A 14630-nucleotide genomic window follows, 5' to 3' on the forward strand; every position below is an offset into this window, starting at 1 on the left:
CGTTCGTATCTTTTAATCCCTCCGGTATGCACAGTCCGTTTTTCCACAGGATTCACATCCCTTTATCTCACAGCGGTAAGGCTTTCCGCTGACTCCCATCACTGCGGTAACGGACTTGGAAGGAGCCATGAGAAGACTGTCCGTCAGCATGATACCGATCCTTTTGGGCGTTTCCAAAACTGCTGTAATATCCTTCTGGCACTCTAAGGGAAAATCTCCGTAACCCGGGCTGAATCTGGGCCTTAAGTACAGCTTCCTATCCTCATATTCCTCCTTCAGCTTCCGGTTTTCTTCATCACAATATTCCTCAATCATGGCGGTGGCTGCCGCCTGCATAGTGACCGCCTTGCTCATCTGCAGTTTTGTATACTTATGCAAAAGCACATCCACCCCAGCGCCTAAAGTGGCGGCAAATAAGATCACCTGTTCACAATCCTGTAAATTCCGGCTTAAATTCTGGCTTTTTGTCTTAAATACGGTAAAATCGATCCAGTCATCAGAAAGCAGCTCCAGGGGATATACCCGGCTTATGCTTTTTGGAGATGCCGCAGCCGTAAGCTCCCTGATGCATTCCTCAATCAGGGCGTTCACGGCTTCATCGCCTTCATTTTTCCCGTATCCCAGATACCGCAGGATCTCCCTTCGGCTGATTTCCATTGCTGACCCTCCGTTTTTTAATTTTAAATGGGTCCGTTCCTTTTAAAAGGAGCCGGACCCTGGTTAAAAGGAATCATAATATCTCAGAAAGGTTCTCCTTGATTTTTAACGCCACATCCGGCTTATTCATGGAATAAACATGGATGGCATTCACTCCGTTGGCAATAAGGTCAATGATCTGCTCTGTAGCATAGGCGATTCCCGCCTGCTTCATAGCTGCCGGATTGTCTCCGAATCTGTCAACAATAGCCTTGAAACGGGAAGGCAGATAAGTGCCTGACAGTTGGCAGCTTCGGATGATCTGCCTTACGTTGGTGACGGGCATGATTCCTGCAACGACCGGAACCGTAACACCTTTTTCCCGGATGCGGTACAGGTAATTGTATAAAATGTTATTGTCAAAAAACATCTGGGTGGTAACGAAATCACATCCTGCTTCCACCTTTTGTTTTAAGTAATCCATATCAATGGTCTTGCTGGCGGATTCCACATGGCCTTCCGGATAGCAGGCTGCGCCAATGCAGAAATCCCCTGCTTCCTTTATCTCCCTGATCAGCTCAGAAGCATAATGGTATTCTCTTTTAGCAGGAGCATCGGTAGGCATATCTCCCCGGAGAGCCAGCACATTTTCAATTCCAGCCGCTTTCAGTTCCCCAAGAACCTGGTGCACCTTTTCTTTGGTAGAGGATACACAGGTCAGATGGGCCAGAGCCGTCACATGATGCTGGTGATGCAGGGTAGAAGCGATATCAACGGTATATTGGCTGGTTCCCCCGCCTGCCCCGTAAGTGACGCTCATGAAAGCCGGTTTCAGCTTTGCAATCTCAGCCGCAGCCTGTTCCACTGACTCGTATTTATCCTCTGTTTTGGGAGGAAACACTTCAAAGGATAGGGTTGGCTTTCCCTGGCTCAATATATCTTTTATTTTCATGCGGTCTGTCTCCTATCTTTCGTTACATTATTATAGCCTACGCCTTGCAGAGCCCACCCCGCTTTATCGGGTGTAAAGGGATGCCCGTAGGGTATCTCTTTATTAATTATTTAACACTTTACCACAGAAAACTGTGCCTAGCAACCTTTTCTGTTTACGTTTCCTGGCTTTCCATTACCTGAGGGTTGCTGTAAGAAACGTAAATCCTTACCCCATCATTGGTAAGATAAAGGCTGATATCAAAAATACCTTCCGTAATGAACGCTCCGTCTTCCTGCCATTCCCCTGTCGCGGCCTGCTCCATAATGACCGGAATGCTGCTTTCCTCCTGAGGAATTCCTGCCCCAGTTTCCACAAGCCTTAAAAACTCTTCTAAAAAAGTCAGGGAACTTTCCCGGTCTTTCAGGGAAGAGATATAATCATGAAGTTCTCCGGTAGCAGTATCATAATTGACATCCACATACTGGTATACGTAACTTTCATCGCCTGGATCCAGCTGGCTGGTTTCCTCATCCTCAAAAGAGAAACTTTCCACAGTCTCATAATAGGATATGGGGCCGTCCTCTTCTTCAAACATATAGTTGTCAGAATAAACAGCTCCCTCTTCTACCACATAGCCATAGTTTGTTTCGTTAAAAAACTGTTCCATGGAGGCCGCAACCTGCCTTCCGTCAACCGGAAAATGGATATAGCCGGTACAAGACTCTCCGGAAGCCTTCACTTCCTCTTCTTCAAGCTCAGTGAAACCGGAATCATCATATGGGACTGCTGTCTCATAATTACTGTTATTGCTGTTTTCCTCCACGAACCGGCCTACGGTTCCAATGACCTTTGGTACACCATTTAAGACTACCATCAGTGTAATGAATCCTGCCAGGGGTGCGAGGGGGTTTCTTCCCTTTTTAGCCTGGCCCGGCTGGGAAGGCGTGGAAGGATTATGGCCGGCAGCAGGCGTAACGGGTTTTCTCACTTCCTGATGCCTTGGGGTTACCGGCCTCTGAGGCACACTATTCTGCCTTGCCGGACCATGCGCATTCCCTTTTTGCTGATTTCCCTGTACATTCCTTTTCTGCTGGTTTCCCGGCCCAGCCGGATTGGGAATATCACGGCTGTTTTCATAAGACGGGCGTTTCTCATTCAAATAATATTCTGTATTCCACAAAAGAGGCTTGCGGACCACCCTCCTGCACCTCGGACAGTAATTCGCCTCATTCACCGGAAGATCACAAACCGGACAAATCTTTTTCAACATCCCAAATTCCTCCTTTTATCCCAGCACCAGATGAGCTACTGCAATCTCGTCATCCTCTCTGAATCCCTGGGCACAAACCTGTATATCATATACATATTTCTCCTGAAGACCGGTAATGAAAGCAATTTCAGTGATGTTCTTTCCTTCCTGAGCAAGTGCCAGTACCTGATGAACATCTTCAATTGTCTTTTTTAACAATTCATCTGATTGACCGGAAGGTTCAAGGCCGGCTGCCTGACTCTCTGATTCTGTAATAAAATCTTCCAGAGACAATTTTCTTTCATTATCCTTGCTGTTATAATAATCCTCTGATATCTCCCAATCCAGTTCTTTCTCTGACATTCTGCCACTCCTTTCCTCTTTCCTGCCCACGCTCTTTGGGCATAAAGGTATACCCGCAGGTGTTTCCAAAATAGGCAGGTTCATCGGAACCTGCCTGATTATGTAACCTGATAAATTTTATCTTTTATTTCTTAAAAAGTCAGGAATGTTGATCTGAACTTCTTTATTCACGGTCGGACGATAAGGCTGTCCGCCTCCCTGGGAAGCACCCTGACCATTATTTTGCCCTGCATTATTCTGCCCTGCATAATTTGGCTTCGTATAGTTCCCTGCTCCGTAGTTCTGGTTTCCATAATTCTGGTTATTATAGCTGCTATTATTATTTGGATAATTCTGGTTATTGTAAGCTGGATTGGAATAGTTTGCATTCCCATAATTAGGATTAAAATTCTGGTTATATCCAGGGGTTGCTGAAGTGGCGGCTGCCTCCTGATTCACGGTCTGGGTCTGAGGTGCCGATTTAGGCTGTTTATAGTTAGGATTGGAAAAATTTGTCATAACCTTTGATACCGGAGTCTCAGACTGCATGTCCAGTCCGGTAGCGATTACGGTAATACTGGCTTCGTCATGTGCATTCTCATCATACATTGCACCAAAGATGATATTAGCTTCATCTCCTGCCATCTCCTGAACGTAGCTGGCCGCTTCATTGGCCTCAACAAGACTGATATCACCGGAAATGTTAATGATAACGTGAGTAGCACCCTCAATGGTAGTCTCAAGCAACGGACTGGATACCGCCTGCTTCACAGCCTCCAATGCTTTCTCATCACCCTTTGCCCTGCCGATACCGATGTGGGCGATGCCCTTATCCGTCATAACTGTCTGAACATCGGCAAAGTCCAGGTTAATAAGTCCAGGTACATTAATCAGATCAGTAATGCCCTGTACGGCCTGCTGAAGGACTTCATCTGCCTTCTTTAAGGCATCCGGCATGGTAGTACGTCTGTCCACAATTTCCAGAAGACGGTCATTAGGGATTACGATTAATGTATCTACACTTTCTTTTAAGCGCTCAATACCTGCAACGGCATTGCTCATACGGGTTCTTGCTTCAAAGCGGAAAGGCTTTGTTACAACACCTACAGTGAGTATTCCCATATCTTTTGCGATCTTAGCCACAACAGGAGCAGCTCCGGTACCTGTACCGCCTCCCATTCCGCAGGTAACGAATACCATATCCGCACCCTTCATGGTCTGCGCCAGATCGTCAGCATTCTCCTCTGCCGCTTTTTCACCGACCTCAGGCTTGGCACCTGCACCAAGACCCTTGGTCAGCTTTTCTCCAATCTGCATGGCTGTAGGAGCCTTACAAAACTGCAGAGCCTGCTTGTCCGTGTTGATTCCTAGAAATTCTACACCAGCTATATTCTCATCAATCATGCGGTTGACCGCATTATTTCCGGCACCGCCTACTCCGATTACCAGAATTCTTGCGGCATTGTCCGCCTCATTTATCTTAATCTCCAACAAGATTATATCCTCCTTTAACCATAAACAGCTTACTATATAAACCTAATTAATATAATATTTGATTTCAGCAAAAATATCAACCACTTTTTAAACAAAATTACAAGCAAAATATGTAAATTCATTAATCTTTCACAAAACGATAGGATGTGACCGTTTCCGCCTCATCATAAGTATCCAGATAAAGGGTTCCCGATAATCCTTTCAAAACAGGAAGCTGGTCATTCAATTCAGAGATCTTTCCATTCATCTGGTCATTGCTTCCAAGGAAAACCCGGATATCTCCCATGACAAGAGTGGCATCCCCACGGGAATCATACCGGATCTGGTCAACAGGAATTTCTTTCGTTGATAAAAGCTGGGTCAGATTCAGGATTTCATTGAAAATCTTTCCCTTTTCTACCGGCAGGGGCTGGTGCAGGGCTATATGACCGAACTGCAGCCCCGTAACCCACGGAACTCCGTCAAGCTTTCCGCTTGAGCTCTCTACAATGATTCCGTCCTTGTCAAAATACATATAGCTGCCCATATAGGAAACATAGCCTACCACGGATTTCTCATAGACGATCACTTCAACTCTTACCGGGCTCAGGAATACGATTTTGTAGTCTTCCACAAAGGGGATCTGTTCATGCTTCTTAAATCGATCCTTATAGAGACAAAAAACCGCATTCCGGTCCCAGCCGTCCTTGAATAAAATATCAGTGATCTGCTCCGATGTATATTTTTTATTACCGGACACCGTAATATTCCTGATCTGCAGCGACAAAAAAATGACAGTTCCCAGAAAGATCACAGCGGCTGCGATTCCAAATTTAATTTTTCTTCTGCTTTTTTTTAAATCTTTCATTCCATCCCTCTGATCGCTGCACCTAGGCTGCTTAAGTCACGGCAAATGTCTTCATATCCCCGTTCAATATGATGGCACTCATGAATCTCAGTCACACCTTCACATGCAAGCCCCGCAACCACAAGGGCCGCGCCTCCACGCAAGTCCGTAGCCGTAACCCGGTTTCCCCTTAGAGGATAAAGCCCATGTATGTCGGCCCGCTTTCCTTCTATTATAATATCTGCTCCCAGCTTATGCAACTCTTTTACAGTCCCAAACCGGCCCTCAAAGATTGTTTCTTTTATCCTGCCGGTACCTTTTGCCGATGACATGACTGCCATTAACTGGGATTGGAGGTCCGTGGGAAATCCCGGATAGGGTTCTGTCATAACATCCACGCAGTCGGGACGCCCCCTCATGGATACCTCCACGCTGCTATTATACCTCTTCAGCTCCGCACCCATTTTTTCGGTAAGAGAAAAAGCAGCCATTAAATGTTCGGGCTGGATTCCCTGTATTACAATATTTCCCTCGGCTGCCATGACCGCCATTAAATAAGTTCCTGCAACAATCCGGTCTCCTGCCACAGTAAATTCCGAATCACAAAGCTGCCTAACGCCTGTGACCGCCAGCCTGGAAGTACCGGTTCCATGTATTTTGGCTCCCATATTGTTTAAAAATTCACATAGAGTAATGATCTCCGGCTCCTTTGCCGCTCCATGGATAACGGTTACTCCATGGGCGAACACAGCTGCCATTAAGGCATTTTCCGTAGCTCCCACGCTGGGAAAGGGAAAATAAATATCGGCGCCCATCAACCGATTTGCGGACGCCAAAAGCTTATCACCCTTCTCCTCAATGTCAGCACCAAGTTTCCGAAAGGCAGACAAGTGTAAGTCAATGGGGCGCTCTCCTATGGAACAACCACCAGGAAAGCTGGTGACCGCATTGCCGGTCCTTCCAAGCAACGGACCAGAGAGCATGATAGATGAACGCATGCTTTTTATATACTCCTCCGGTATTTCCGCCTGTGTCAAATCCCTCGCGTCAATTGTCAAAGAATGGCCGTCAAAGCTGCATATACAACCAATATGCTCAAGTATCCCCAGCATACAGAACACATCCTGTATCCTGGGGACATTATGAATCACTGTTGTACCTTTATGGAGAACCGCTGCTGCCATCATGGGCAGAACAGCATTTTTGGAACCCTGAATTTTTATCTCACCTTTTAAGGATCGTAACCCCTGGACCTGTATGACTGACAATCCGGTACCTCCCATGGCTTCTTATATACTATCCTATGTTAAAAGTGAGAGAATGTTTTCACATCCCATTATTTTTCCAGCTTTATCTGGTTCGACACACTTAAAACTATGCCCATCTCCATCATTAGAAAAAGAACTGAGGTACCTCCATAACTGATAAAAGGAAGAGTAATACCGGTATTTGGTATGGTATTGGTTACAACCGCAATATTTAAGATAACCTGAATAGCAATATGTCCCATGACACCTACAACCAGCAAAGCTCCAAACAGATCCGGTGCATTGTCCGCAATGAGCATGAACCGGTAAATCATGAAAAGGAATATCAAAATCACGGAAACCGCCCCAAAAAGCCCAAGTTCCTCACAGATAATGGAAAAAATCATGTCGTTCTGCGCTTCCGGCACAAATCCCATCTTCTGTATACTCTCTCCCAGGCCTCTGCCTACCAGGCCGCCGGAGCCTATGGCATAAAGGCCCTGAAGCACCTGATAGCCTCCGGTGGAGGGATAAGCCTCCGGCTCCAGCCATACCAGGATACGGCCCAGCTGGTAATCATGAAGGATATTAAGCTTTTCCAGAATAGCAGCCATTGGCCCGGCAAACGCCAGCAATCCCACACCTGCAAAACCACAGGCAAAAAACGGCCATTTCTTTTTGCATGCCACAAACAGCATGACAAATGCGATTCCCACGATGATGATTCCGGAGCTTAGGTTATTTGCCGCTACAATTCCCGCTATGGGAAGAGTCGTCACAATAACCAGAATTACGCCATTTCTCGTGTTAATATTCCTTCCCATCTGGACGATTAAAACCGCCAACATGACAATAAGAGCAATTTTTACAAATTCCGTAGGCTGGAAAGAAAGGCTTCCCACTCCCAGCCACCTTCTCTTTCCGTTTACCTTACGTCCAACCAGGGATACGGTAATCATAAGAACGTAAGAAAGGGCATAAGCAAATACGGCAAACCTGGCGTACCAATGGTAATCCAGTTTGGATATCACGATCATGATAACAAAGCCTGCCAGGGCTATCTTGGCCTGCCTCATCATGAAATAAGCGGCGTCATTGAATTTAAGCTGGGCTGCGTAAGAGCTGGCGCTGTAAATCATGACCAAACCGAAAACAGACAGAAATATTACAGTAAATAAAAGACTGTAATCATAAAAACGGCGCGGTTTATTCTTTTTCCTCACTGGCCTTTTTTCTGCCATATCATTCCTCCTCGCCAACTGCTATTTCATTCATACCAGCCGCCATGACATCATAATTTGGCGGGAAAACACCGCCATGACATTCATAATTTGGCGGGAAAGCACCGCCACGACATTCATAATTTTGCGGGAAAGCACCGCCAAATTATTCATGACGGGCATTCGCCCTATAGAAATATTTGCGAAATTTATGCTTAGTGAGCGAGCTCACACGCATAAATTTTGCAAATATTTCTGCATGGCTCATTGCTTCTACAAGTTCCGGACACAATCCTTAAAGATTTCTCCCCGCTCTTCATAGCACTTGAACATCCCCCAGCTGGCGCAGGCCGGAGAAAGGAGCACATGATCTCCTCTGTTGGCATAAGAAGCGCAGACTTTAACCGCCTCCTGCATATCCTCCGCATACATCACATTGGTAAAACCATGTCTGGCCGCACACTCAGCGATCTTTTCCCTGGTCTGCCCCAGAAGCACCATGTATTTCACCTTACCGTCAAAGGATTCAATCCACTCGTCATACTGAGAGTTCTTATCGTAGCCCCCTGCAATGAGCAGAGTAGGCCCTGGCATGGCTTTTATCGCCTGGATCGCCGCATCGGGATTGGTTCCCTTAGAATCATTGTAGTATTTCACTCCCGCCTTTTCCGCAACAAATTCAATGCGATGTTCCACTGCCTTGAATTCCCGGATCCCCTGGCTGATGATCTCCATGGGCACTCCCATTTCAGCGGATATGGCAGCGGCAGCCATGATGTTCTCATGATTATGGCGGCCTAAAAGCTGTATCTCATGAATGTCTGCGATCTCTGTCCTCTCGCCTTCATGGTTCCGGATGATCCTGTCCCCATCCATACAGTAGCCCTCTTCTAAAAACTGGCGGCTGCTAAAATAGATTGCCTTGGGTCTGATGGTTTTTCCAAACTCTCGCAAAACAGGATCGTCATAATTTAAGATACAAAAATCCTGGGGACTCTGGTTTGATGTGATACGTTCTTTTACTTCTATGTAGGATTCCATGGTTTTATGACGGTCTAAGTGGTCCGGCGTTATGTTCAGGATCGCGCTCACATCCGGCCGGAAGTCCGTGATCGTCTCCAACTGGAAACTGCTGACCTCTGCTACCGTTACCGAATCCTTTGTAGTCTTTTGTGCTTCCTCCGTATACGGTACTCCAATGTTGCCCACCACAAATACCTGGTCATAGAATGCCTTCATGATTTCCCCTGTAAGGGCTGTAGTGGTTGTCTTACCATTGGTTCCCGTGATTGCCGCCAGCTTTCCCCTGGCATGGTGGTAAGCCAGCTGGATCTCACTCCAGACCGGGATATCCGCCTCCTTAAGGACAGCCACAAAGGGTGCATCTAAGGAAATACCGGGGCTTATGACACATAAGCTTACACCTGCAAGATCCTCTTTTTTAAGCTCCCCCAATAAAACTGAAATCCTTCCTTCGTCAAACTGATGAAGCAGCTCATCCTCTTTTAGGGTAGCATTGCTGTCATAAAGAATTACTTCATCGCCTGTTTTAAGAATCAGCCTGGAAGCAGCAATGCCGCTTTTTCCGCTGCCGGCAACTAATATTTTCTGATTCATATGGTTTCTCTCCTATAATCCAAGGTATGCAAGCATGCAAAGAACCGCAGTCACGATTGCAAACACAGCTACTACCCGTGTTTCCGACCAGCCGCTAAGCTCAAAGTGGTGGTGGATTGGGGCCATCTTAAAAATCCTCTTTCCGCCTGTTCTCTTAAAGTATGTCACCTGAATGATGACGGATAATACTTCCATCATATAAATAAAACCGATAATGGCAAGGAAAATAGGTATCTGCATCATAAAGGCGCTGGAAGCAACGAATCCACCAAGCCCAAGGGAACCGGTGTCCCCCATGAATACTTTGGCAGGATATACGTTAAACAACAGAAATCCCAAGAGGCTTCCCACAACCGCACCGGTAATGGGACTGATGCCGGTATTTTCTCCGATAGAAACCACCGTCAGGAAGGTCGCCACCAAAATGGTCACGCTGGTGCAAAGTCCATCAAGGCCATCGGTAAAATTCACACCATTATCGGTCCCTATTACAAGAAAAAATACCGCCGGTACAAAGAATATTCCCAAATTTAAATACAGCCCTTTTCCAAAGCCTCCGGTAAATGGAATCAGCATACCCGTTCCCACATCCTTTGAATGAAGCAGATAATAGGCAAAGATACCTGTAATGATTAACTGCCCTGCCATCTTTTGAACAGGCGTAAGCCCCTCTGACCGCTTCATCACGATCTTAATGTAATCATCAAGGAACCCAACGATACCAAATCCGACTGTTACAAAAAGCACAGGAATGATCTTGGGATATTCCCTCACATAGAACAGCGACGTAATGATGATGCTGGTCAATATGATAAGTCCTCCCATGGTGGGAGTACCCTGCTTTTTCAAATGGCTTTCAGGTCCTTCCTTGCGGACCTCCTGGCCAAATTTTAACCTGTGAAGAAATGGTATTACAATGGGACACAGCATGGCGCTGATTGCAAATGCTATGATGATTGCCAGAATCGTTTCGTTAATCATGTCACACCTCAATATTTTATGTATTTGTATTTCAAAAGTACACAGTAAGTAGTATACGTCTTTTTGCCTGAATAATCAACCATAGATTCGAAACGCAGAAGCAGTTTTTTCCTCGGCTGGCTCTATTCCCAGGTATGGAAGAATATTCTTAAAAATGTCGGCAATCACCGGTGCTGCGATGGTTCCGCCGTAATAAATCCCCTGAGGTTCATCTATGGTAATGAGGGCAATTACCTGAGGATTATCCGCCGGTGCAAAGCCTATAAAGGATGAAATGTACTTTTTTAAACTTCTTGGAAGCTTTTCGGAGGTCGCTGTTTTTCCTCCCACCCGATAGCCGTCGACTTGCCCCTTTTTTCCGCTCCCCTCTGCCACGACCTGTTCCAGGATGTAGCGCATGGTTTCGCTGGTTTCGGGAGATAAGATCCCTTCTTTTACCGGATAGGTAAAGGTATTGACCGAAGCTCCATCGGTGCTCACGGACTTCACTCCAAAATGGGGTGTAACGCGGTTTCCGCCATTAATTATGGCAGAAGCAGTTGTGATCAGCTGCATGGGGGTAATCTGGAAGGACTGGCCAAAAGAAACTGTTGCCAGCTCCACAAGCCCCATATCATTTTTTTTATGCATGATGGTGGACGCTTCGCCTGGGAGGTCGATCCCGGTTTTTCCCTTTAAGCCAAACTGCTCAAAATATTTATAGTAATTATCCACGCCAAGGCGCTGCCCTACGTCAATCAAAACAGGGTTGCAGGAATTCATCATGCCCTGGAGAAAGGTTTCCGAGCCATGGCCTCCCACTTTGTGACACCTGATTTTACGGTCCTCTACGACCCGGAAGCCCGGACATGAAAAATGATCTTCAAGTTTCACCACTCCGGATTCCAGTCCTGCGGCCGCAGTAACGATCTTAAAGGTGGAGCCAGGTTCATAGGTGTCGTTAATACAGGGATTTCTCCACATCTTGTTTAGCATATCCTGCTTTTCTTTGTCAGATGCCGGAACTCCGGCGTCTACACTTAGTGTAAACGGATCATTCAAATTAAATTCAGGCGCATTTACCATTGCCATAATCTCCCCATTTTGAGGATTCATGACAATAATTGACACTCTTTTCGCGCCTTTTTTCTCCATAACCTGATAAGCGGCCTGCTCGCAATACCGCTGGATATTGACGTCCAGACTGATATACAAATCCTGCCCTGCCACAGGCTCAATCCTGTCTTCCGCCGCATTTTCAATTTCGATTCCGGCTGCATCGGACATGGTCAGTATTTTTCCGTTTAGTCCCTTTAAATATTGTTCGTATTTTACCTCCAGGCCGATGATTCCCTGATTATCCCCTCCCGTAAAACCAAGAACCGTGGAGGCAAGTGTATCATAGGGATAATAACGCTTATAATCCTCATCCACCTTTACGCCTTCCAAATGATAGGACCGGATCATATCTCCCATAGCCTTGTCTACATTGGTCTTAATAATTTCCCTTGAACTGTACTTTTCTACCTTTTTCCGAACTTCATCCTCTTTAAGACCCAGCTCCTTGGAAAGGACTGCCACAACCTCATCTGCTTTTCTGATCTGGTTATGTATGACCGATATGGTGCACACCGTCCGGTTGGTGGCAATGACGGTTCCATTGGCATCAACGATATTTCCCCTGGCGGCTTTTATGGTCCTTTCCCGTTCATGAAGGTCCAATGCCATGGCACTGTAATGTTCAGAACGAAAGATCATTAGAAAAATAAGCCGCCCCATAAGCCCTGTCATGGCAATAAATAACAGGAAAAACAGGATGGCTATTTTTTCTCTGTGATGTGTCTTATTTGAACTCATGCACTGCTCCATCACCATTATTTCTACAGTATATGAATTTCAGGACTTTTTATGAGTTCTTTGAAAAAAGTTCCTTATTGGGCTGTGGTCTCTTCGGTCGGAAGTGCGGCCGGGAGATTGGAACCGTCATCCCCTTCTTCCCTGTTGACGTATTCTTCAGAAGGGTTTAAATATTCATCCGGAATCGGATTTCCATCTTCCATGGTAGGGGCCTGCCCTGTGGTTTCTTCTGCACCTGATTCTTCTGACCCAGCTTCTCCCTGGGAGGAGCTTTCTGTTTCGCTGGTTATGCCTTCCTGCTCAGGAAGCGCCCCATCTCCCGGTAACGGAGAGGTCTCAGCATCTGTATCCGGAAATACATTTATATAAGGAAGAATCTCAGTCATAATCTTCTGGAAAATCTGGCTGGCATAGGTACTGTGAGGCTGATCCTCCACATGGGGCTCATCAACTACAACATAAACTAAAACCTGAGGATTGTCCGCCGGAGCATAGCCGCAGAAGGATACCACGTAATTGGTCTTATCACGGGGGATCTTCTCCGCAGTGCCGGTTTTACCTGCAACTTTATATCCCACCACCTTAGCTGCTCCTCCCGTTCCGCCCACTGCATTAACGGTCTTAAACAACGCTTCATTAATGAATTTGGTGGTTGATTCCGATACCGTTTCCCTGACAAGGACAGGTTCAACCTTTTTAATGACAGAACCCTGCTCGTTAAGGATCTGCTTCACTACATGCGGTTCAAAATAGGAGCCTCCGTTGATCACCGAGCTATAGGCGGCAGCCATCTGAATCATGGTGGTGCTGAAGTTTTGTCCAAAAGAGTTAGTCGCAAGATCCGTAGGTCCTGCCGTGTTCTGGGTATAGACAAGGGTCTTGTTATCGGCTTCTCCTGGCAGATCGATCCCGGTCTTGGATCCGAAGCCGAAAATCTGCTGATACTTGTAGAATTTCTCTTTTCCCATCTGCTGAGCGATCCGCATCATAACCACGTTGCAGGATTTCATCAGACCTTCCTCTACGGTAATAAGGCCATGTCCATATCTGCTGACACAGTTGATCTTATGCCCTCCCACCTCAAGAAACTTGTTGCACTCAAAGGTTTCCCTTCCGGTAATCGCACCTTCTTCCATGGCGGCGGATACTGTGAAAATCTTTTCTGTTGACCCCGGCTCAAATCCATCGCTGATGCAGAAATTTCGCCAGGTCTGGTTCCATGCCACCTGGGTTCCCAGGGACATGATCTCTTCGCTGGTATAGTGCTCTGAAACGTTTGTTTCTGTTAAAGGCTGGGCATCCTTATTCTTTCTCTTATAATCGTCCATGGCTTCCTTGATCCCAAGCTGGCGCAGCGCATCATCAGTGTACTCCGGCCTTAAGGTTCTTGGATTGTTTAAATCAAATGCCTTGTCATTTGCCATGGCCAGGACCTCGCCGTTATTGGGATCCATAACGATTACGCCTACCCGTTTGCTTCCTGTATTCTGTTCCCACTCATTAATATATTTTTCAACGATTTTCTGTATGTTAACATCTATGGTGGAAACCACGGTGTTGCCATTGGAAGCTGGTTTTATGACTCTTTCCAAATTGGAATCGTCATTTAAGTAGCCGTATTCCCTTCCGTTGGTTCCCATAAGGGTCGTATTATAAAACTGCTCGATCCCTCCTGTCCCATCCATGCCGTCTCCATTGGCAAAGCCAATGACGTTGCAGCCCATGGCATTATAGGGATACACTCTTTTGAACTCATCCTCAAACCAGATTCCCTTAATGGACTTCCCGCTTTTTTTCAGCGCATCCGCTTGATCTGCTTTGTATTTTTCATATTTCTGTTTATCGTCATAGGTAAGCTGCTTTGCATAGCGGACATATTGCTTATCTTTCTTTTCCTGCATCAGATTCATGATTTCCGTCCGGTCATAGCCAAAGCAATCCGTCAGAGCTGTTACGGTCGGTTCTAAATAGGAATCCTGATCCGACATGATCTGTTTGGGATCCAGGATTAAGTTGTACACCTTTTCACTGGTAGCCAGATAGGTTCCGTTACGGTCCATGATGTCCCCGCGCTTAAAAGGAATGGTGCGGCTGTCGTATTCCTGCTGGGACAGCACGATCTGGTTATAATCTTCCTTTTTATTTGTCATCAGATTATACAGCGTCATAACTAATGCAAACAAAGCCAGCGTAATTACCAGAACAGTAATCGCCAGCTTTTCCTGCATATAACGGGGAAACACCTTAC

At 46.2% G+C, this 14630-nt stretch carries 13 protein-coding genes; all 13 read right to left on the reverse strand.

The window, feature by feature from the left end:
- Positions 1 to 12 precede the first annotated feature (12 nt).
- The 13 genes from AC27IJ_RS04315 to AC27IJ_RS04375 all read right to left on the reverse strand — a co-directional run bounded on the left by AC27IJ_RS04315 (position 13) and on the right by AC27IJ_RS04375 (position 14610).
- A complete protein-coding gene (locus AC27IJ_RS04315; RefSeq protein WP_487147643.1) occupies positions 13 to 657 on the reverse strand; it encodes a vitamin B12 dependent-methionine synthase activation domain-containing protein in 645 nt (214 codons plus the stop codon).
- Between the two features lie 73 nt (positions 658 to 730).
- Entirely contained in the window at positions 731 to 1588 is an 858-nt protein-coding gene (gene metF / locus AC27IJ_RS04320) for a methylenetetrahydrofolate reductase [NAD(P)H] (RefSeq protein WP_312441907.1), read from the reverse strand.
- Between the two features lie 154 nt (positions 1589 to 1742).
- On the reverse strand, positions 1743 to 2840 hold the full coding sequence (locus AC27IJ_RS04325) for a hypothetical protein (protein WP_487147645.1): 1098 nt from the start codon (positions 2838 to 2840) through the stop codon (positions 1743 to 1745).
- A gap of 15 nt (positions 2841 to 2855) precedes the next feature.
- The gene (locus AC27IJ_RS04330; protein ID WP_487147647.1) at positions 2856 to 3182 is read right to left on the reverse strand and encodes a hypothetical protein; all 327 of its coding nucleotides are present in this window, start codon (positions 3180 to 3182) and stop codon (positions 2856 to 2858) included.
- Positions 3183 to 3299: 117 nt separating this feature from the next.
- Positions 3300 to 4655, reverse strand: coding sequence for a cell division protein FtsZ (ftsZ, locus tag AC27IJ_RS04335; protein ID WP_313153247.1), 1356 nt, complete (start codon positions 4653 to 4655; stop codon positions 3300 to 3302).
- 121 nt (positions 4656 to 4776) lie between these two features.
- Positions 4777 to 5502, reverse strand: coding sequence for a cell division protein FtsQ/DivIB (locus AC27IJ_RS04340; RefSeq protein WP_487147650.1), 726 nt, complete (start codon positions 5500 to 5502; stop codon positions 4777 to 4779).
- Positions 5499 to 6749, reverse strand: a complete 1251-nt coding sequence (murA, locus tag AC27IJ_RS04345; RefSeq protein WP_312441896.1) for a UDP-N-acetylglucosamine 1-carboxyvinyltransferase — start codon at positions 6747 to 6749, stop codon at positions 5499 to 5501. The genes AC27IJ_RS04340 and murA overlap by 4 nt, the downstream gene beginning before the upstream one ends.
- Before the next feature lie 68 nt (positions 6750 to 6817).
- Positions 6818 to 7969, reverse strand: coding sequence for an FtsW/RodA/SpoVE family cell cycle protein (locus AC27IJ_RS04350; protein WP_312502135.1), 1152 nt, complete (start codon positions 7967 to 7969; stop codon positions 6818 to 6820).
- A 30-nt stretch (positions 7970 to 7999) separates the two neighbouring features.
- On the reverse strand, positions 8000 to 8122 hold the full coding sequence (locus AC27IJ_RS04355; RefSeq protein ID WP_312502132.1) for a hypothetical protein: 123 nt from the start codon (positions 8120 to 8122) through the stop codon (positions 8000 to 8002).
- A 99-nt stretch (positions 8123 to 8221) separates the two neighbouring features.
- Complete coding sequence (murD, locus tag AC27IJ_RS04360; protein WP_312441889.1) at positions 8222 to 9565, reverse strand: UDP-N-acetylmuramoyl-L-alanine--D-glutamate ligase; 1344 nt, start codon at positions 9563 to 9565, stop codon at positions 8222 to 8224.
- Between the two features lie 12 nt (positions 9566 to 9577).
- Positions 9578 to 10546 (reverse strand): phospho-N-acetylmuramoyl-pentapeptide-transferase, encoded by a 969-nt coding sequence (gene mraY, locus AC27IJ_RS04365; protein ID WP_312441887.1) that lies wholly within the window; start codon positions 10544 to 10546, stop codon positions 9578 to 9580.
- A gap of 75 nt (positions 10547 to 10621) precedes the next feature.
- A complete protein-coding gene (locus AC27IJ_RS04370; protein WP_312441885.1) occupies positions 10622 to 12382 on the reverse strand; it encodes a peptidoglycan D,D-transpeptidase FtsI family protein in 1761 nt (586 codons plus the stop codon).
- A 74-nt stretch (positions 12383 to 12456) separates the two neighbouring features.
- A complete protein-coding gene (locus AC27IJ_RS04375; RefSeq protein ID WP_331655639.1) occupies positions 12457 to 14610 on the reverse strand; it encodes a peptidoglycan D,D-transpeptidase FtsI family protein in 2154 nt (717 codons plus the stop codon).
- Positions 14611 to 14630 lie beyond the last annotated feature (20 nt).

This window comes from Lacrimispora sp. YZC11, from assembly GCF_057543815.1.

Coding starts and splice junctions, on each gene's coding strand:
- AC27IJ_RS04355 (WP_312502132.1), bottom strand. CDS start 8,122: ATGAATAATTTGGCGGTGCTTTCCCGCAAAATTATGAATGTCGTGGCG.
- AC27IJ_RS04350 (WP_312502135.1), bottom strand. CDS start 7,969: ATGGCAGAAAAAAGGCCAGTGAGGAAAAAGAATAAACCGCGCCGTTTT.
- AC27IJ_RS04330 (WP_487147647.1), bottom strand. CDS start 3,182: ATGTCAGAGAAAGAACTGGATTGGGAGATATCAGAGGATTATTATAAC.
- AC27IJ_RS04315 (WP_487147643.1), bottom strand. CDS start 657: ATGGAAATCAGCCGAAGGGAGATCCTGCGGTATCTGGGATACGGGAAA.
- metF (WP_312441907.1), bottom strand. CDS start 1,588: ATGAAAATAAAAGATATATTGAGCCAGGGAAAGCCAACCCTATCCTTT.
- murD (WP_312441889.1), bottom strand. CDS start 9,565: ATGAATCAGAAAATATTAGTTGCCGGCAGCGGAAAAAGCGGCATTGCT.
- AC27IJ_RS04325 (WP_487147645.1), bottom strand. CDS start 2,840: ATGTTGAAAAAGATTTGTCCGGTTTGTGATCTTCCGGTGAATGAGGCG.
- AC27IJ_RS04370 (WP_312441885.1), bottom strand. CDS start 12,382: ATGAGTTCAAATAAGACACATCACAGAGAAAAAATAGCCATCCTGTTT.
- AC27IJ_RS04340 (WP_487147650.1), bottom strand. CDS start 5,502: ATGAAAGATTTAAAAAAAAGCAGAAGAAAAATTAAATTTGGAATCGCA.
- AC27IJ_RS04375 (WP_331655639.1), bottom strand. CDS start 14,610: ATGCAGGAAAAGCTGGCGATTACTGTTCTGGTAATTACGCTGGCTTTG.
- mraY (WP_312441887.1), bottom strand. CDS start 10,546: ATGATTAACGAAACGATTCTGGCAATCATCATAGCATTTGCAATCAGC.